This window comes from Rhodococcus sp. AZ1 (assembly GCF_054979605.1).
Map to the genome: position 1 here is coordinate 118668 of NZ_JBUEQF010000009.1, position 18496 is coordinate 137163.

Below are 18496 nucleotides of genomic sequence, written 5' to 3' on the forward strand. Positions count from 1 at the left end.
GGGCCATGACCATCGATCAGGGCACTGCAGCAGAGAAGAAGCGATCGCCGTGGAAGGGTCGGGTCATCGCGATCGGGATCGCGCTGGTGATCGTGGTGATCACGTATTTCGTCCTCGCGGCGGTGGCACCGCGCTGGTGGAGCATCCGGGTCGGGGACCTCGCCGGGCAGACCTTCCACCGAGGGATCGGGTGGGGCCTGACCTTCGGCATCGTGTGCACGCTGGTTCCGTTGTTGCTGCTCTGGCTCGGCGTGGCCGCGCGCAAGACCCGCGTGAGCAAGCCGGTGGCACTGCTGTCCGCCGTCGCGGCACTGGCGGTTGCGGTCCCCAACCTGCTCACCCTGTCGATCGTGCTGGGCACGGGCAATGCCGCCCACGCAGGTGAGCGCACCCTCGACACAGAGGCACCCGGATTCCGCGGCGCCTCCGGGGTCGGCGCGATCATCGCCGTCGTCGTCTTCCTCGTGCTGGTGTACCTCGTGGTGCGAGCGCGCCGGCGGCGGGCGCTGACCAAGGCCACCCGCGACGCGCAGCAGGCGAGTTAGAAACCGGTCCAGAACCGAGTGAGGGCGCTGCCGTAGGCGGCCCACAGCGACGGCACACCGGACAGGCCGTAGATCGCGTCCACGAAACCGAAGAACGCCCGGTTGAACGCCGGGACGAACAGCAGGGCGAACACGATCAGGATCCCGAACGGGCCGACCCCGGCGAGTGCCCGGCGGGTCTGCATCGACAGGTGTGGCTCGAGAGCGCCGTACCCGTCCAGACCGGGCACCGGCAGCAGGTTGAGCACCACGGCGATCACCTGCAACTGCGCGAGGAAACTCAGGCCGAACCACAGCGACGGCGCGTCGGTGTCGGAGCCGTATCGCGCGACGATCGCCAGGAGTATCACCGCGAGCGCAGCATTCGCGGCCGGGCCGGCCAGGGAGACCAGCGTGCGCTGGCGGGGGGTCATGCCGGCGGTGTTCAGCCACACTGCGCCACCCGGGAGCCCGATCCCGCCCAGTGCCACGAAGATCAGCGGCAACACGATCGACAACCCCGGCACCGCGTAGCGAAAAGGGTTGAGCGTCAGGTATCCCCGCGCCGCGGTGTCCCGGTCGCCGTAGCGCCACGCCGTGATCGCGTGGGCGAACTCGTGCAGGCACAGCGAGACCACCCAGCCGGCCACCACCAACACGAACACCCCGGCGTACGACGCCGGGGTCCCGGGCTCGGAACGTACGGCGATGGCGCCACCGACCACGCAGATCCCCACCACAGCGAGGAAGACCGGGCTGGGGCGCACTGCAGCGAAAGCCGACACACCCCCACAGTAGATCGACCCCACAGTAGATCGACCCCCCGATCGATCGACCGGCCCTGGGCCGCAGTACGTCCCAACTGGGCCGACCCGTTAAAATCCCGGACCATGACGTCGCCCACCACGCCACCTTCGGAGGAGACGCTCGCCCGCGCGGCGCGGGTCGCCGAGCGCATGCACAACCTCGTCGGTGAGGTTCACCGCATTCCCGGGTACTACGAGGTGGGTCGAGAGAAGATCCGCGAGTTCGCCACCGCCCTGCAGGACGAGCACCCCGCTCACCACACCCTCGAGGGGGCGCGCGAGCTGGGCTACGACAACCTGATCGCACCCATCACCTTCATGTCGGTGCTCGGCGCCTCGGTGGTGGAGTTCACCATCGAGAACGTCATCGACGACTACGACACCGCCGGTCTGCTGCAGATCGACCAGCAGTTCGAGGTCCACCACCCGCTCACCGTCGGCGACCGCCTGGTGTGCGACGTGCACCTGGCATCGTTTCGTCAGGCCGCGGGCAGCGACCTGATCGTGCTCGAGAACCAGGTCTCCGACCAGCACGGCACCCGCAAGGTCACCTCCCGCAGCACCTTCATGGCTCGGTCCGGCGCCGAGCCCGACCCCGCGGTGGCCGCCGCGACCGCGGGCGTCGTGGCCGTGTGCTTCCGGACGCAGTCGAAGTAGCCCGGACGTCGCTGCGAATCAGCTCGGAAGCAGCTCAGCTGGGCTTGTTGCCCGCGCTCCAGGCGTACGGCAGGTCGTCGCCGTTGAGCACGTGCGCGCCCACCGAGCGAAGCTTCTGCCGCACCGGGTTGTGCACCGAGATGGTGCGGGCGTTGCGCCAGTGACGATCGAAGGCGGTGCCCTCCGAGGTGATCGACGCGCCGCCGACCTCGAACAGCTTCGTGGTCACCCCGAGAACGAGATCGACCACCGTGGACTGCGCGTAGGCCGTGGTCAGTTCGGCCCGGTCGAGCGACTCGTCGTCGCGACGCGCCACTGCCACCTCCACGTCGGCCGCGGCTGCGAGGACGAGTGCGCGCGAGGAGAACGCGGCTGCTGACAGCTCGCCCACCAGCGCCTGCACCACCGGATCGCGGCGCGGCACGTCGCCCGCAGTGTGGGTGTAGGTGCGGGTGCGGGCGCGCACCCACTCGGTGACGTCGTCGGTGGCGCGACGAGCGATACCCGCCAGCACGGCCAGCTGCACCAACTGCAGGTAGGACGTGCCGTAGGTGCGGCCCGGAGCGCCGTAACCCGGACCGAGGACCCGATCTGCCGCCACCGCGACGTTGTCGAATGTCGTTGTGCCACTGGCGGTGAGGCGTTGGCCGAACCCGTCCCAGTCGTCGCGCTGGGCGACGCCGGAGGCCTGTGCGTCCACCAGCACCGACACGCGCTCACCGTCGAGATCGGCGGCCACGAGGATGTAGTTCGAGTAGAGGCTGCCGGTGCTGTAGAACTTCTCACCGGTCAACCGGTATCCGTCGCCGTCGCGCGTGAGTGTCGTGCGGTAGCGGTCCACCGCGCCCACCCCGGGTTCGGTGATGGCGTTGCCCACCAGTTCTCCCTGCGCCACCGCGCGCAGCCACCGCCCCCGCTCCGGTCCGGGCTCGGCGGCGAGCTGATCCTCCACGAAGCTCCAGTGCACGCGAAGTGCCTGCGGCAGATTCGATTCCGCCGCGGCCAGGTCGATCAGGAGGGAGAACAGCTGCGTCACCGAGGCGCCGAGACCGCCGAACTCCACCGGCACCCGCAGCGCCCCGAACCCCGCCTCGCGCAGCGAGCCGATCTCCTCGTACGCCAGACGGCGATCGCGCTCACGAGCCACCGCCCCCTCGGCGATGCGGTCGAATATCGGCTGGAAGCGGGCGCTGAGCTCGGCGTCGGTGGGGCCGGCGTGGGCTTCGGTGGTGACGGTCATCGGTGTTGGCCTTTCGGTGAGAAGTCACCGATCACCCTCGCGAGCATCGTCCGCCGTCGACAGTGTTGCGATCGCTCTGATCCGAAACCGTTCAGCGAAGCTGGGCTGCGTGAGTGGAGTCGAGAGCCAGTAGCGCCGCACCCTGCACCACGATGGCCGACCCGTGCCCGATGGCCTGCTCGCGGGTGATCCGTCCACCGAAAGTCGGTGTGCGGACCGCAATGTGGGCGCCGGTGGCCACGTACCCCACGTCCAGGCCGACGTTGATCAGGAGCAACCGTCGCAGCTTCGGCGTCGTCGGCGGCGTCGTCGACAGTGCGCCCGCCGCGGCAATGGCCACGTCGATCGCACCCCACAGCGCGCTCTGAACGCCGAAGGCGCGCACACCGGGCCGACGCCCCCACCTCGCGGCGGCTGCGCCCGCGATCACACTCCCCACACCCCACACGGTCAGTCCGGTACCCAGGTGCCGCGCCACATCCGGCGCTCTATCGGTTGCCATCACTCCATGGTGCCCGGTGGCGCGACGCGGGTCGGCTAGATTCGCTGTATGAGCACCTCCGAGATCGCCACCGTCCTCGCCTGGCACGACGCGCTCAACGATGGTGACGTCGAGACCGTCCTGGCACTGTCGAGCGACGACGTCGAAGTGGGGTCGGCCGACGGCGCCGGTCAGGGCATCGCAGCCCTGCGCGCCTGGGCCGAGCACCCCGATGTGTCCCTGACGCCGGGCGAGCTCTACTACCGCGACGGCGTGGTGGTGGTCGAGGAGGAGGCCACGGCGGCGGACAGCTCCGGCCCGGTCACCGAGGCCGCGGCGTTTCGCGTGGTGCACGATCAGGTGACCTCGATCTTCCGACACCCCGACATCGCCACCGCCCTCTCCTCCACCGGACTGTCCGCGGGCGATCGGGTCTCGGACTCCTGACGTTGCCCGGTGCGGGTAACCGAGAGACGGTCACCTCTGATCAGTTGTGCAGAGGCTGATGGTCTCCCGGCGACACAACAACCCCGCTGAGCGCGGCGTCGACGTCCACGATCCCCCGACGCAGCGGCGTCCCCTCGGCCAACCACTGGGTCTGCGCCTCGACCATCAGATGCGGCGGCAGGGTGCCGTTCGCGCGCACCACACGCCACCACGTGACGGCGGCACCGTCGCGAGCCATCACGCCGCCCACACCGCGCGGGCCGCCGCGGTCGAGGAAACCCGCAATGTCGCCGTAGGTCATCACCCGCCCCGCCGGGATGCGCTCGACCACCTCGAGCACGGCCTCGGCGAAATCGTCGATACCCCCACCCTCGCCCGCACCAGAATCAGTCGAGGCAGAACTCATTGCCCTCCACGTCCTGCATCACGATGCACGATTCGTCGCCGTTCCCGGCCGGAAGCAGCCGCACCCTGGTGGCTCCGAGGGCGAGAAGTCGGGTGCACTCGGCTTCGAGCGCGGCCAGTCGCTCGTCCCCGACCAGCCCCGGAGCTGCGCGAACATCGAGGTGGACACGGTTCTTGCCGGCCTTTTCCTCCGGCACCCGTTGGAAGAACAGGCGGGGGCCCACTCCGTTCGGGTCGATGCACGCGAACTTCGACCCCTGATGCTCGGCGGGGAGGATCTGGTTGAAGGCGTCCCAGGAGTCGAACCCGGGCGGCGGGGGCGGCACCTCGTATCCGAGCACCGCGCACCAGAATCGGGCCACCCGCTCGGGGTCGGCGCAGTCGAACGTGACCTGGACCTGCTTCACCTCAGCCATCGGGGCAACCTATCGCTCCGGCCAACCAGGAGTGTGCATTTTCGATCGCTCACCGACTTATGCTGCCCACACTGTCCCGCTGCGCCACCGCGCGCAGCCACCGCCCCCCTCGACGTCGGGAGCAGCGTCGCTGACACCGGCCGGGTGGGGCACAGCGCGCTCATGTGCACGAGCGTGCCCGTCGGGGGCGGGGCCGAATCCCGTCGGGACTCAGAAGGAGCAGCTCCCGAACCGCCCGACGGCCACGACCAGCGCGAGCACCAGCAGCACGACGTTGACGGCGACCATGGGGACCTCCTTGCGACGAGCGTGCACCACGACGGCCCCGGCCATGACCAGGGCGAGTCCGACCGCAGCGAGCGGAACGAAGACAGTGGCCAAGTTCACGGCCGCCGGCAGGATCAGGCCGATGGCACCGAGTACCTCGACCACGCCGATCGCCCTGACGGCGCCGTCGGAGTAGTCCTTCACCCATTCGAGGCCGGACTCGGCGAGCTTGGCCTTGGGCTGAGCGATCTTCATGGCCCCGGTGGCGCCGACAGATCGGCCAGCTCGGCGACATCAGTCTCCGCATCGCCCGCGCAGTCGATCCGAAGCGGTGACGCCTGCGGGGGCGAGTCAGAAGGTGGGCACGGACTCGCGGGGCCACCACCGGGCGGCGTCGACGTCCACGATCCCCCGACGCAGCGGCGTCCCCTCGGCCAACCACTGGGTCTGCGCCTCGACCATCAGGTGCGGTGGGAGGGTTCCGTTCGCGCGCACCACACGCCACCACGTGACGGCGGCACCGTCGCGAGCCATCACGCCGCCCACACCGCGAGGGCCGCCGCGGTCGAGGAAACCCGCAATATCGCCGTAGGTCATCACCCGCCCCGCCGGGATGCGCTCGACCACCTCCAGCACGGCGTCGGCGAAATCGTCGGTGCTCACACGAGCATCCTCGCTGATCCCCGTCCTCCTGGTTGCCCGGCTCTGAGCGAAATCAGGCGAGGGCGCCACGCACGATCTCGGCGATCCGAGCTTCAGTCGCGGCGTCGAGCGTCTCGAAGTACCACGCGGCTGGCATGAGCAGTCCGTCCGCACCGCCCGCGGGCGTGAAGGTCACCTTCTCGCTCACCCCCAGGCTCATCCGCTCGTCACTGCGGAAGAACACCAGGACCGGGGTGCTGGCCGATCGCGCGTAACCGGGCATGCCGTACCAGATGCGGGGCTTGAGTTCCGGTGCGGCAGAAACGATCACCTGGTGCATGCGACTCATCACCGCGCGCACCGTCTCGTCCATTCCCTCGATCTTCGCCAATACCTGCGCGAGGTTCTGATCGTCCTTCTTCGACATGTTCAGCCCTTCCAGTGGAGTCGGCGCGCCGTAGCGCAGCGCCCCATCCGGACATGACCTGAATCGAACCAGGTCTCCCCGCTGATTCAGGTGGTCTGTCACCTGCATGCGCGGTTATCGTAGCGCGCGCAGCTCGGCAACCAGCGTGGCGATTCGACGGGTCCGGGTAGCCGCGGAGTTGGCGAAGTTGATCTGCGCGAGGGCCCTACGGCGCCACGCCGGCGTGCGAGACTCGAACGCGCCCAGGACGTCCCCGTCGTCGAGGGCGCTGCGCACGTCATTGTCGATCACCACGACAGAGGGATCGACCGGGCGGAGCCGGCAGCGCACGACGTCACCGGGCTCGGCGCCGATCTGACGCTGCGTCGAGGCCCCGACGTACACGAAGGCGTCGCGCAGGACGTCGCTGTCGGCCTTGTTCAGACCCACGTTCACCTCGGTCTCGTCCAGGAACCCCTCGAGTCGACGAGTGTTCTCGGCGCGGGCGGCGTTCTCCAGATCCCGAGGCAACCGCAGGATCGTGTAGGTGTTCCGGCCCCAGACGAGTGGCTCGAGCGCGCCGTCGAACTCGAAGTATTCGGCCACCAGGGCAACCTATCGCCACCACCGGCAAGGAGTGTGCACTTTCCGTCGCTCAGCGACTGTTATTGCACACACCGTCACTGCCCGCGCCGATAGTGCAGCGCGATCACGCCGCTGCGCAGCGGAGTCGACGACACGAGGTCGAGCCGCCTGGTCTCGGGCAGTCCGCGGCCGAACAACGCCGGGCCGCGGCCGACGATCCGCGGGTGCAGCAGAAACCGGTATTCGTCGATGAGATCGAGTCGGTCGAGTTCGGTGGCGAGCATGCCGCTGCCCAACATCACGCCGTCGGGTGTCGACGCCTTCAGCGCGGTCACCGCCTCACGCAGGTCGCCGGTGAGGTGGTGGGTGTTGGTCCACGTGTAGTCGCTGCGGGTGGACGAGACCACGTACTTGGGCTGGTCCTCGAACTTGACCGCCCACTCGCGCATGGCTGCTGGCACGTCCATCTCACCGCGCGCGACGGCGGGCCAGGCGGTCTCCATCATCTCGTAGGTGATCCGGCCCCACAGCATCGCGCCGCCCTGCTGCATGAAGTGCGTCCAGTACTCGTGAGTTTCGTCGTCGGCAATGCCTTCGCGATGATCGATGCACCCGTCGAGCGTGACGTTGATGCCGAAGGTCAGAAGTCCCATGACCTCAGTCAACCTCACGCGGACGTCGATTCCACAGCTGATGGGTCAGGCCGCTGGCGGTACCGATAGTCTCGACGGTGAAGCGATCCGCAAGGCCCTCGAGACCGTCCCACAGCCGCACCCCACGGCCCAGGACAACCGGAACGATCACGATGTGGAGCACGTCGACTAGGTCCTCCTCGAGGAACGCCCGAACGGTCGACGGGCCTCCACCGAGGCGCACGTCCAGTCCCCCGGCCGCACCCTGCGCCGACGCCAAGGCCTCCCGTGGCGACTCGTCGACGAAGTGGAAGCTGGTGCCGTTGGCGAAGTGGATGCTCGCCCGTGGGTAGTGGGTGAGGATGAAAACCGGTGTGCGGAAGGGAGGTTCGTCGCCCCACCATCCTTGCCAGCCGTCGTCGGGCCAGGGACCGGTCTGCGGTCCGAACTTGCGGCGGCCCATGATCTCGGCGCCGATGCCCTGGCCCCACATGCTGAACAGCGCCCGGTCGATCGTGACCGGGTCATTCGTGCCATGAACACCGTCGATGACCCGGCCGTCGAACCTGCCGAACAGGGCACCGGCATCGCCGATGGGCTCATCGAACGTCACCCGGTCACCGGCTGCGAAGCCATCCGACGAGACGAACAGGTTGTGGACACGTGTGCGCGACATGAGGTCCCTCCGATCGGGGTCGAACGGTAGTCCCGGTTCGCCGCCGACACCAGCGATTCGTGGAGTGGCGCGGCCAGAGACGCCGGGGGACTGTGACAGCTACCCGCCCCGCACCACTGTGTAATCCCGCTCGATACCCGCGGTCTCCCGCCCCCACTCGCTGTCCGCCACCCGGCGCCGATGAGCGTCGAACGCCTCGTCGCTGCTGAACTCCTCGTCCACCCGCCACACCAGAGGATCCTCGGTCGATGTGACATCAAAAGCGACACAACCACTCTCGGCTCGTGTCAGCACGACGTGACGAGGCAGGTGACGACGCACCAGTGCGGCCTGACCGTCGTCGAGGCAAATCAGACGCCCGCTCAGGCGCACGCGGCCGTCAGACATTGAAGCGGAACTCCACCACATCCCCGTCGGCCATGATGTAGTCCTTGCCTTCGATGCGCACCTTGCCCGCGCTCTTGGCGGCGGCCATGGACCCGGCGGCGACGAGGTCGTCGAAGGAGACCACCTCGGCCTTGATGAAGCCCTTCTCGAAGTCGGTGTGGATCACCCCGGCGGCCTTCGGGGCGGTGTCGCCCTGGTGGATGGTCCAGGCGCGCGACTCCTTGGGGCCCGCGGTGAGGTAGGTCTGCAGGCCGAGGGTGTGGAACCCGGCCTTGGCGAGAGCGTGCAGGCCCGGCTCGGTCTGCCCGATCGACTCGAGCAACTCCTGCGCGGACTCGGCATCGAGCTCGACGAGTTCGGATTCGATCTTCGCGTCCAGGAACACCGCGTCGGCGGGGGCGACGGCGTCGCGCAGCGCAGCGACCTTGTCCGCGTCGGTGAGCACCGATTCGTCGGCGTTGAACACGTACAGGAACGGCTTGATGGTCAGCAGGTTCAGCTCGCGCAGCAGCGCGGTGTCGAGCTTGTCCTTGACCGAGTACAAGGTGCGACCCTCGTCGAGGAACTCCTGCGCAGTACGGGCGGCGGCCACCACGACGGCGCGATCCTTCTGCGTCCGCGCCTCCTTCTCCAGACGCGGGACGGCCTTCTCGAGGGTTTGCAGGTCGGCGATGATCAGCTCGGTCTCGATCACCTCGATGTCGGCGGCGGGGTCGACGCGGCCGTCGACGTGCACCACGTCGTCGTCGGCGAACACCCGCACCACCTGGCAGATGGCGTCGGCCTCACGAATGTTGGCCAGGAACTTGTTGCCCAGGCCCGCACCCTCGGAGGCGCCCTTGACGATGCCGGCGATGTCGACGAACGTCACCGGCGCGGGCAGAATCCGCTCGGAGCCGAAGATCTCGGCGAGCTTGTCCAGCCGCGGGTCCGGCAGCGGCACCACGCCCTCGTTGGGTTCGATGGTGGCGAACGGGTAGTTCGCGGCCAACACATCGTTGTTGGTCAGGGCGTTGAACAGGGTGGACTTGCCCACGTTGGGCAGGCCGACGATTCCGAGGGTCAGGCTCACGGACTGCAGAGTCTACGGGGCGAGCAATGGCCCGAAAGCCGCCCGGGGCAACGGGTGCGATGCCTACAGTGACGCAGGCAGTTAGCAGAATCAATCACCTGGCACTCGGGAGCTCGTATGGCCACCCTCACCGATCCGAAGATCGTGCTCACCCGCACCGATCCGGACCTTCCGCCGGTCGACATCGCCGACCACTCCCCCATGACCCCGGCCAAGCGGGTGCTGTTCGTCGTCATCGCACTCCTGGGCGCGGTGGCGTGGACCATCATCGCCGTCGTCCGGGGCGAGCAGGTCAACGCGGTGTGGTTCGTCGTCGCCGCGGTGTGCACGTACATTTTCGCGTTCCGCTTCTACGCCAGGCTGATCGAGCAGCGCATCGTCAAGCCACGCGACGACCGCGCGACGCCGTCGGAGATCCTCGAGAACGGGCGCGACTACATGCCCACGGATCGGCGCGTGGTGTTCGGGCACCACTTCGCCGCCATCGCCGGCGCGGGCCCACTGGTGGGTCCGGTGCTCGCGGCGCAGATGGGATACCTACCGGGGACGCTGTGGATCATCATCGGCGTCGTGTTCGCCGGGGCCGTACAGGACTACCTGGTGCTGTGGATCTCCACCCGTCGACGCGGTCGCAGCCTCGGCCAGATGGCCCGCGAGGAACTCGGGGTGGTCGGGGGTGTGGCGGCCATCGTGGGTGTGCTGGTGATCATGACCATCCTGATCGCCGTGCTGGCCCTGGTGGTGGTCAACGCCCTCGCCGAAAGTCCGTGGGGTGTGTTCTCCATCGCCATGACCATCCCGATCGCCCTGTTCATGGGGGTGTACCTGCGCTACCTGCGCCCCGGTGCGGTCTCCGAGGTCTCCCTCATCGGGGTCGTACTGCTGCTGCTCGCGATCGTCGCCGGCGGCTGGGTGGCCGAAACCGAGTGGGGCACAAACTGGTTCACCCTGTCCAAGGTCACCATCGCGTGGCTGCTCATCGGCTACGGCTTCGCCGCGTCGGTGCTGCCGGTGTGGCTGCTGCTCGCCCCGCGTGACTACCTGTCGACGTTCATGAAGATCGGCACCATCGTGCTGCTGGCCGTGGGCATCCTCATCGCCCGGCCGGTGATGCAGATGCCGGACGTGACGTCGTTCGCCTCCACCGGCACCGGCCCGGCGTTCGCAGGCTCGCTGTTCCCGTTCCTGTTCATCACCATCGCCTGCGGCGCACTGTCGGGGTTCCACGCCCTCATCTCCTCCGGCACCACCCCCAAGCTGCTGCAGAAGGAGAAGCAGATGCGCCTGGTGGGGTACGGCTCGATGCTCACCGAATCGTTCGTCGCCGTCATGGCGCTGGTGACGGCCTGCATTCTCGATCAGCACCTGTACTTCGTGCTCAACGCGCCCACCGCCGTCACCGGTGGCACCGCCGAAACCGCCGCCACCTGGGTCAACGGCATCGGCCTCGGCGGAACGAACATCTCCCCGGAACAGATCACCGCAGCTGCGCAGGCGGTGGGCGAGGAGTCGATCGTCTCGCGCACCGGCGGCGCCCCGACACTCGCGTTCGGGATGTCGGAAGTGCTGCACCGCGTCTTCGGCGGTGAGGACCTCAAGTCGTTCTGGTACCACTTCGCGATCATGTTCGAGGCCCTGTTCATCCTCACCACCATCGATGCCGGCACTCGCGTCGCGCGCTTCATGCTCTCGGATTCCCTCGGCAACTTCGGCGGCGGCGCACGACGCTTCCGTGACCCGTCGTGGCGCCTCGGCGCGTGGCTCTGCTCGTTCGTGGTGGTCGCCGCGTGGGGTGCAATCCTGCTCATGGGGGTCACCGATCCCCTCGGTGGCATCAACACTCTGTTCCCACTGTTCGGTATCGCCAATCAGCTCCTGGCGGCCATCGCCCTGACGGTGGTGCTCACCGTGGTGCTCAAGGCGGGACTGTTCCGGTGGGCCTGGATCCCGGCACTGCCCCTGGCCTGGGATCTCGTGGTGACGATGACCGCGTCGTATCAGAAGATCTTCTCCTCCAAGCCGGCCATCGGGTACTGGGCTCAGCACAACCAGTTCGTCGATGCACGCAACGCGGGCAAGACCTCGTTCGGCACCGCGAAGGACGCCGCCGCAATGGACGCCGTGATCCGCAACACCTTCATCCAGGGCACGCTCTCGATCATCTTCGCGCTGTTGGTGATCATCGTGGTGGCCGCGGGAGCGGTGGTGTGGGTCAGGGCGATACGAGCGGGCGGGCTGCCCTCGACGGAGGAGCCGTCGGTGCCGTCGAAGATCTTCGGCCCGAGCGGACTGATCCCCACCGAGACCGAGAAGGCCGTCCAGCAGCAGTGGGACGAGTTGGCCGACGAGTCGTCGGGCGGCGGCCACTCGGGAGCACGGAAGGCATCGGTGCACTCGTGATCGCCGTGGGGGTGGTGCGGGGCACGTGGTGGTGGATCCGGTCACTGATGGGCGATCACGACTATGACCGCTACGTCGAGCACTCGCGGCGCGTGCACCCCGGGCGCGAGGTGCTCAGCAAGGCGCAATACTGGCGGGAACGTCACGCCGACGCCGACGCCAACCCGGGAGCCCGCTGCTGCTGACCACCGCACTGCCCTGGCCCGGGCCGTACGACGTCCGGTGGATGTCGTGGTTCCTGCGCGCGCACGCGGTCCCGGGACTCGAGATCTTCGACGACGGGCGGTACCGCCGGGCTCTGTCCTGCGCGCATGGCCCCGCTGTGATCGACGTGCAGCTGGGCGAGGCCGGTGCGTCGGTGACCATCACAGCTCACGGCGCCGAGGAGGACGAACAGCACGCACTCGGCGCGGTGCGCTCACTCCTGGCAACCGATGTGGACACCACGCTCGCCGATCGAGCCCTGGCAGCTGATCCGCAGCTGGCCCCGGTGATCACGGAGGCACCGGGGCTTCCGGTGCCCGGCGCCCTCGACGCCACCGAGGTGCTGATCCGCACCATGATCGGGCAGCAGATCTCGATGGCTGCCGCCGCGACACACACCGCACGGCTGGTGGCGCAGCTCGGCGAGCCGGTGGACGGCACCGACCTGCGCCTGTTTCCCACCGCCGCGGCCATCGCCGAGCACGGAACCGACGTGTTGACCGGCCCGGCGCGGCGAGTGCGGTCGATCGTCGGTACCGCGGCCGCTCTCGCCGACGGCGTGGTGGATCCGAGCGCGCGGCGAACCGCGGCCGCCCTCGAAGCCGATCTGCTGACCCTGCCCGGCATCGGTCCCTGGACGGCGCGGTACACATCGCTGCGTGTGATGCGGGACCCGGACGTGCTGCTCGACACCGACCTGGTGGTGCGGCAGGGCGCCGCGGTTCTGGGGTTGGACCTGCGCGACTCGCAGCGGTGGTCACCGTTTCGTTCCACGGTGTCGATGCACCTGTGGCGGGTGGCCCTCGCAGCACGCCGTCGCTGACCCGAGTTCACACCAGCGCGTGCATGCGAACCGTGGAACCCGACCGACCGCGCAGCACGTGCAGGCGCGAGGGCACTCGGTCACGGATCTCGTCGACGTGGCTGACGATGCCGACCGTGCGACCACCTGCCCGCAGATCGTCGAGTACCTCCATGACCGAGTCCAGCGACTCCGCGTCCAGGCTGCCGAAGCCCTCGTCGATGAACATCGTGTCCAGCCGCACCCCACCGGACTCGGCGGCGATCACGTCGGCCAGACCGAGCGCCAGGGACAGTGAGGCACAGAAGGATTCGCCTCCCGACAGGGTTCCCGCCGCGCGTACCACCCCGGTGTGGTCGTCCCGGATCGCCAGGCCCAACCCGCCGCGGGTCCGTCGCGGGCCGGGTTCGTCGGTGTACACGAAATCGAAGCGGCCGCCGGACATACGGCGGAAGCGGTCCGACGCGGCGGCGGCGACGTCCTCGAGCCGCGCCGCGAGGACGTAGGAGCGCAGCGACATCCCCACCTCGTTCGCCCCTCGCCCGGCGACCACATCGGCCAGACCCGCGAGCTCGTTCTGACGAGCGATCACCGGCCGTAGGCGATCGAGGGCCGACCACAGCGCGGCGGTGAGGTCTTCGAGGTCGCTCGCGCGCCTGCTCGCCTCGGCGGCGGCGGCGATGGCCGCACTGTGACGCTCCGCTGCCTCACGGACAGCCTCCTCGAGCGGAGTCGGGTCCACCTCGGGGACACCGAGCGCGGCGTCGACCTCGGGATCGGCCAGCACGGACGTGGCGACGGCATGATCACGGTCGGCGGCAGCAAGCTCGGCGTCCATGGCGTCGATCGTGGCCTGGTCCCGCGCAGCCTCGACGGCCTCGGCGGTGTCGACGAACCCGGCGGAGGCGACCACCTCGGCGAGGCTGTCGAGGTGCTCACCGTGCACCGTCTGCGCCGAGCGGGCCTCCTGCCGCGCATCGCGCAGCACCGCCGCGGCGCCGACTGCCCGATCGAGCGCTCGGCGCCGGGCCTGCACCTCGTGGAGTTCTGCGTCACCGACGATGCGGGCCAGTTCCTCGCTGCGCGCCTGCGCGGACGTCAGCCGCTCGCGCAGAGTCGCCATGGAGGCTGTCAGCTCCTCGCGCTGCGCGCGCAGTGCTGTCGCCTCGCCGGCCAACTCGTCGCGTTCGCGCCCGAGATCGGTCAGCGAGCGATCCGCGGCGACGGCCGCGTCGACCGCTGCCCGGCATCGCGCGAGTTCGGCGTCGATCTCGGTGACCGGCCGGTCACCTCCACGAGCGACGACCTCCGCCACGGCGGTGCGGAGCTCCGCGCAGAGCTGGACGCAGCGGTCGAGGTCGGCCTGCGCCTGCTCGACGCGCGCACCGGCCGCATCCTCGTCCGCGGGGTCCACGCGGCGACCGACGACGGTTGCAGGCTCGGGATGATCGGTGGATCCGCACACCGCACACGCTTCGCCGTCCACCAGCGCCGCCGCGAGCTCTGCGGCCATCCCGTCCAGGCGTGCCGAACGAATGTCGAGCCAGGACTCCCGCGCGGCCAGTCGGTGCTCCTGCGCCTGGAGCCGCTGCTCGTCGGCTACCGCGAGCTGTGTGCTCAACTTCGCGTATCGGGCCGCTGCGGCCGCCGCCTCCTGCGCACGGTCGAGCCGATGGGTGTGCTCACCGACCGACGCCGCAACAGCGGCCGCGGCCGCCATTCGAGTGTCGATGCTCGCCATGGCTTCGGGGATCTCGGCGAGTCGGCGGTCCACCGTTCCCGCCGTGTCGGAGAGGCTGACGAGCTCGGCTCGATCGGCGGCGATGTCGGCGCGAACGGCGTCGGCACGCTCGAGTTCCTCGACAATGCGGTCCAGGTGAGCGCGCTGGTCGGCCCATCCCTGCTCGGCACCCTCGATCGGCACCTGCGCCTGCCGACAGAACGTCTCGAGTTCCCGCTCCGCGTTGACCTCGGCACGGCGCGCGGCCTCGAGGCGATCGGCCGATCGAGCCGCCACCTGCGCGTACCCGGCGACGGGCACCGCGCGCAGCGCCCGGGCACGCTCGGCGGCCAGCGCTGCGCGCTGATCCGTATGCTCCGCCCACACCCGCAGTGATCGGCGAGCCGCTTCCCCGCGCAGACGAGCGTCCCTCACCCGTCGCGCCGCGTCGAGTTGTTCGGTAGCCGCGGTGAGGGTGGCCACCGCCGTCTCCTTCTCGCTGTCGGCGACCGACCGGGTGGCCCGCGCACCGGCGAGAAGCCCGGCAGCCCAGTCCGTGGGGTCGTCGTCCGCGCACAGCGGTACCCCCGCGGCGGTCGCGATCTGCGCGGCCAGGGTGTCGATCGCCGCGCTGCGCTGGGCCAGCCGCTGCGCACCGAGCCGCTTCTGCTCGGCGAACCACGCCTCGATGTCCGCGAATCGAGCTGTGTCGAAGAGCCTTTCGAGCAGTTCACCCCGTTCGTCGGTGCGCGCGCGCAGGAAACGCGCGAAGTCTCCCTGCGGAAGCAGCACCACCTGGAAGAACTGATCGGCGCGCATCCCGAGCAGGCGCTCCACCTCACGGCCCACCTCCTCGAGGCGGGTCAGATTCTGTCCCCGACCGTCCAGCCATGTCAGCGTGACCTTGGCGTTCTGCCTGGTTGTGCCGGTCCCACTCTTCTTGGGGCGCTGGTACTCCGGGCTGCGCACGATGCGCAACCGACGTCCGCCGAGAGTGGCCTCGAGTTCGACCTCGGGAACCGCGCCCTCGGCGGCGTGATCGGAGAGCAACCGCTTGGATTCGCGCCGCGATCCCGGCACCGTTCCGTAGAGCGCGAACGCCACCGCATCGAGAATCGACGTCTTGCCCGCGCCGGTCCGGCCGTGCAGCAGGAACAACCCGTCGGCCCCGAGGGTGTCGAAGTCGACGGTGATGCAGTCGCCGAACGGACCGAACGCCGTGGCGCGCAGCGTGTGCAGCCTCATGCGCTGCGCTCGCGGGGAGCGTCGTGCACGTCGGCCACGCTCGCCGACTCGGCGGTGACGGCGGCGAGCGCGCGCCCGAGCAGGACCACCTCGGCATCGGTGGGTTCGCTGCGCATCCGGGTGACGAACGAGACCATGATCTCGGCGTCGGACCGCTCTCGAACAGCGTCGCGGTAGGTGCGCTCACCGGTCTGTTCCGGGCGACGAAGTTCGAGGTGGACCGCGTGCGGGAACCGCTCCTGCAGGCGCCGCATCCCGTCCACCGGCCGCTGCACGTCGGTGAGCACGGCACTGACGTAGTGCTCCACCGCGAACTCGTACCGCTCGTCGGAGAGCAGCACCTCCAGATCACCCTCGAGCCGGGTGAGGGGGCGCACCACCGGGAGTTCGACGCGCTCGACAGCGCCCAGACCGTCGGCACCGATCTCGACCACCCACACGGCCTTGCGGTGAGTGCGTTCACCGAAGGAGTACGGCAGCGGGGATCCGCTGTAGCGCACGGATTCCGAGACGGTCTGCGGCGAGTGCAGGTGACCGAGCGCAACGTAATCGACCCCGTCGAACGACGACGCCGGAACAGTCTCGACACCACCGACGGCGATCGAGCGTTCGGACCCCGCGCTCTGCGCGCCCACGACGAACGCGTGCGCCAGGACGATCGAGCGCGTACCGGCCTGCCGCCCGGCCAGGTCCGCGCGCACCCGACCCATCGCGGCGGCGAGCACATCGGCGTGCGAGCGTGCCTGCGGCACATCGAGATCCGCCCGCGTGGTCTCCGGTTCCAGGTACGGGATGCCGTAGAACGCGACGGGCCCGAACTCGTCGTCGATCACCACGGGCGCACCCACACCGGCGATGGTGGTGAACAGGTGCAGCCCGCCCGCCGCGGCGAACGCAGCACCCGCGCCGAGCCGAGCGGGCGAATCGTGATTGCCGGAGGTGACCACCAACTGCGCCCCCGCGGCCCTGATCGCCTCGAAGCCGCTGTTGCACACGCGAACCGCATCGGCGCTGGGCACCGCACGGTCGTATACATCGCCCGGCACGACCACGACGTCGATGGCCCGTTCGACGACGATCTCGGCGATCGATTCGAGGGCACGCCGCTGATCGGCCAGCAGGTCGACACCGTGGAAGGTGCGCCCGATGTGCCAATCCGACGTGTGCAGGATCCTCATGCTTCGCACGCTAACGGAGGCCACCGACAAGGTCGGGGACGCGCGCCCGTTCCCAGCTCAGCGGTGCTGACGCGCTCTGCGAACCGGCGGTGTCGGTGGGTGCGTGCACACTGCCGACCATGACCGCACCGACCGCATTCGCCCTACTGGCCGCCCTGTCCGTCGGCCTCGCACTGGGGTGGTTCGCCGGCGGTTCGCGCGCGTCCAGGGAGCTGGCCCGTGCGCGCGAGCGTCTGGCCGCGATCTCGGAGAACGAACAGACCCTGGCCCGTTCGCTGAGTCTGCTCGGTGAGGACTCCGCGCGGCGCCACTCCCGCGCCATCGGTGTGGAGGTTCGGGGTCTGGTGGAGCCGCTGCGCGATGCGGTGGACTCGCTGTCCGATCATGTGCGCCACGTCGAACGGGACCGCATTCATGCCTACGCCGGCCTGTCGGAGCAGGTGGCCGAGATGCATCGCGCCTCACAGCTTCTCTCGTCGCAGACCGGGCGCCTCGAGACCGCCCTGCGCACCCCGCAGATTCGCGGTCGGTGGGGCGAGATCGCGCTCGAGCGCGTGGTCGAGCTGGCCGGGATGACGCGTCACTGCGACTTCGACACCCAGGTGAGCGCGTCGGGGGTCCGCCCGGACCTGGTGGTGCGCCTGGCCGGGGGCAAGCAGATCGTCGTCGACGCCAAGGTGCCGCTCACGGCGTTCCTCGACGCGGCCGCGCAGGACGATCCCGCGGTCACCGAGCAGCATCTGGTTCGGCACGCTCGCCACCTGCGCACGCACGTGGACCAGCTGGCCGACAAGAAGTACTGGCATGCGTTCGAGCCCAGCCCGGAGTTCGTGGTGCTCTTCGTCCCGGGCGATCCGTTCCTCGATGCCGCTCTCACCCGCGATCGCGGGCTGCTCGAACACGCCTTCGGGCGGGGCGTGATCCTGGCGACGCCCACCACCCTGGTCGCGCTGCTGCGCACGGTGGCCTATACGTGGAAACAGGACGCGCTGGCCCGCGACGCCGCCACCATTCGCACACTCGGCCGGGAGCTGTTCGACAGGCTCGGGGTTGCCGGTGCGCACGTCGATCGGTTGGGCACCCAACTGGCCAGGGCCGTCGAGTCGTACAACAGCGCCGTGGGCTCACTGGAGGCCCGTGTGTTCGTGACCGCTCACAAACTCCACGAGCTCGACGTCTTCGAGGGCGATCCACCGCAGATCACCCGCATCGACGTCCGCCCGCGCAGCATGTCGCGCGCCGCGGACGAGACGGACTCCGGTCACGTCAGCGAGGCAACGGGTCGGTGACGGGCTAACCTCGTC

Annotated in this window: 21 protein-coding genes and 1 pseudogene; 7 read left to right on the plus strand and 15 right to left on the minus strand. The window is 69.3% G+C overall.

The features are described 5' to 3' along the window. The first annotated feature begins 5 nt into the window (after nt 1-5). Entirely contained in the window at nt 6-545 is a 540-nt protein-coding gene (locus ACY48E_RS12870) for a permease (RefSeq protein ID WP_462872593.1), read from the plus strand. On the opposite strand, the gene ACY48E_RS12875 is transcribed toward ACY48E_RS12870, so the two are convergent. Beyond that, entirely contained in the window at nt 542-1309 is a 768-nt protein-coding gene (locus ACY48E_RS12875; RefSeq protein WP_462872594.1) for a site-2 protease family protein, read from the minus strand. The genes ACY48E_RS12870 and ACY48E_RS12875 overlap by 4 nt on opposite strands. 105 nt (nt 1310-1414) lie before the next feature. On the opposite strand from ACY48E_RS12875, the gene ACY48E_RS12880 reads away from it, so the two are divergent. After that, on the plus strand, nt 1415-1987 hold the full coding sequence (locus ACY48E_RS12880; protein WP_462872596.1) for an FAS1-like dehydratase domain-containing protein: 573 nt from the start codon (nt 1415-1417) through the stop codon (nt 1985-1987). A gap of 34 nt (nt 1988-2021) precedes the next feature. Here the strand turns inward: ACY48E_RS12880 and ACY48E_RS12885 are convergent, their stop codons facing one another. Continuing rightward, a complete protein-coding gene (locus ACY48E_RS12885) occupies nt 2022-3227 on the minus strand; it encodes an acyl-CoA dehydrogenase family protein (protein ID WP_462872597.1) in 1206 nt (401 codons plus the stop codon). 91 nt (nt 3228-3318) lie between these two features. After that, nucleotides 3319-3729 (minus strand): DUF6992 family protein, encoded by a 411-nt coding sequence (locus tag ACY48E_RS12890; protein ID WP_462872598.1) that lies wholly within the window; start codon nt 3727-3729, stop codon nt 3319-3321. Between the two features lie 48 nt (nt 3730-3777). Between ACY48E_RS12890 and ACY48E_RS12895 the strand changes: the two genes are divergently transcribed. After that, entirely contained in the window at nt 3778-4155 is a 378-nt protein-coding gene (locus tag ACY48E_RS12895) for a nuclear transport factor 2 family protein (RefSeq protein ID WP_462872599.1), read from the plus strand. A gap of 40 nt (nt 4156-4195) precedes the next feature. Here the strand turns inward: ACY48E_RS12895 and ACY48E_RS12900 are convergent, their stop codons facing one another. From ACY48E_RS12900 to ychF, 10 genes and pseudogenes are all read right to left on the minus strand, one after another. Next, complete coding sequence (locus tag ACY48E_RS12900) at nt 4196-4561, minus strand: MGMT family protein (protein ID WP_462872600.1); 366 nt, start codon at nt 4559-4561, stop codon at nt 4196-4198. After that, nucleotides 4542-4976, minus strand: a complete 435-nt coding sequence (locus ACY48E_RS12905) for a VOC family protein (protein ID WP_462872601.1) — start codon at nt 4974-4976, stop codon at nt 4542-4544. The genes ACY48E_RS12900 and ACY48E_RS12905 overlap by 20 nt, the downstream gene beginning before the upstream one ends. A 210-nt stretch (nt 4977-5186) precedes the next feature. Next, a pseudogene (locus ACY48E_RS12910) lies at nt 5187-5501 on the minus strand (DoxX family protein); the annotation flags it as partial. A gap of 93 nt (nt 5502-5594) precedes the next feature. Next, the gene (locus tag ACY48E_RS12915; protein WP_462872602.1) at nt 5595-5906 is read right to left on the minus strand and encodes an MGMT family protein; all 312 of its coding nucleotides are present in this window, start codon (nt 5904-5906) and stop codon (nt 5595-5597) included. 52 nt (nt 5907-5958) lie between these two features. Next, the gene (locus ACY48E_RS12920; RefSeq protein ID WP_462872603.1) at nt 5959-6420 is read right to left on the minus strand and encodes a DUF1801 domain-containing protein; all 462 of its coding nucleotides are present in this window, start codon (nt 6418-6420) and stop codon (nt 5959-5961) included. 6 nt (nt 6421-6426) lie between these two features. After that, on the minus strand, nt 6427-6897 hold the full coding sequence (locus ACY48E_RS12925; RefSeq protein ID WP_462872604.1) for a YdeI/OmpD-associated family protein: 471 nt from the start codon (nt 6895-6897) through the stop codon (nt 6427-6429). A 74-nt stretch (nt 6898-6971) separates the two neighbouring features. Then, complete coding sequence (locus ACY48E_RS12930) at nt 6972-7529, minus strand: dihydrofolate reductase family protein (RefSeq protein ID WP_462872605.1); 558 nt, start codon at nt 7527-7529, stop codon at nt 6972-6974. Nucleotides 7530-7533: 4 nt separating this feature from the next. Continuing rightward, a complete protein-coding gene (locus tag ACY48E_RS12935) occupies nt 7534-8184 on the minus strand; it encodes a dihydrofolate reductase family protein (RefSeq protein WP_462872606.1) in 651 nt (216 codons plus the stop codon). A 99-nt stretch (nt 8185-8283) separates the two neighbouring features. Beyond that, nucleotides 8284-8571 (minus strand): putative quinol monooxygenase, encoded by a 288-nt coding sequence (locus ACY48E_RS12940; protein WP_462872607.1) that lies wholly within the window; start codon nt 8569-8571, stop codon nt 8284-8286. Beyond that, nucleotides 8564-9643: a redox-regulated ATPase YchF gene (gene ychF, locus ACY48E_RS12945; protein ID WP_462872608.1), complete on the minus strand. Its 1080-nt coding sequence runs from the start codon at nt 9641-9643 to the stop codon at nt 8564-8566. The genes ACY48E_RS12940 and ychF overlap by 8 nt, the downstream gene beginning before the upstream one ends. Nucleotides 9644-9760: 117 nt before the next feature. Between ychF and ACY48E_RS12950 the strand changes: the two genes are divergently transcribed. Genes ACY48E_RS12950 through ACY48E_RS12960 form a run of 3 tightly spaced genes read left to right on the plus strand, consistent with a single transcriptional unit; the run spans nt 9761 to nt 13070 of the window. Continuing rightward, entirely contained in the window at nt 9761-12043 is a 2283-nt protein-coding gene (locus tag ACY48E_RS12950; RefSeq protein ID WP_462872609.1) for a carbon starvation CstA family protein, read from the plus strand. 47 nt (nt 12044-12090) lie between these two features. After that, nucleotides 12091-12228, plus strand: a complete 138-nt coding sequence (locus ACY48E_RS12955) for a CstA-like transporter-associated (seleno)protein (RefSeq protein ID WP_462872647.1) — start codon at nt 12091-12093, stop codon at nt 12226-12228. A gap of 8 nt (nt 12229-12236) precedes the next feature. Beyond that, a complete protein-coding gene (locus ACY48E_RS12960; protein ID WP_462872648.1) occupies nt 12237-13070 on the plus strand; it encodes a DNA-3-methyladenine glycosylase family protein in 834 nt (277 codons plus the stop codon). Between the two features lie 7 nt (nt 13071-13077). Here ACY48E_RS12960 and ACY48E_RS12965 read toward each other — a convergent pair whose 3' ends face one another. Together ACY48E_RS12965 and ACY48E_RS12970 are read right to left on the minus strand one after the other, a co-directional pair. Continuing rightward, on the minus strand, nt 13078-16014 hold the full coding sequence (locus ACY48E_RS12965; RefSeq protein WP_462872610.1) for an AAA family ATPase: 2937 nt from the start codon (nt 16012-16014) through the stop codon (nt 13078-13080). Then, the gene (locus tag ACY48E_RS12970; protein ID WP_462872611.1) at nt 16011-17192 is read right to left on the minus strand and encodes an exonuclease SbcCD subunit D; all 1182 of its coding nucleotides are present in this window, start codon (nt 17190-17192) and stop codon (nt 16011-16013) included. The genes ACY48E_RS12965 and ACY48E_RS12970 overlap by 4 nt, the downstream gene beginning before the upstream one ends. Nucleotides 17193-17311: 119 nt before the next feature. Between ACY48E_RS12970 and ACY48E_RS12975 the strand changes: the two genes are divergently transcribed. Beyond that, a complete protein-coding gene (locus ACY48E_RS12975; protein WP_462872612.1) occupies nt 17312-18481 on the plus strand; it encodes a DNA recombination protein RmuC in 1170 nt (389 codons plus the stop codon). The last annotated feature ends 15 nt before the right edge of the window (nt 18482-18496 follow it).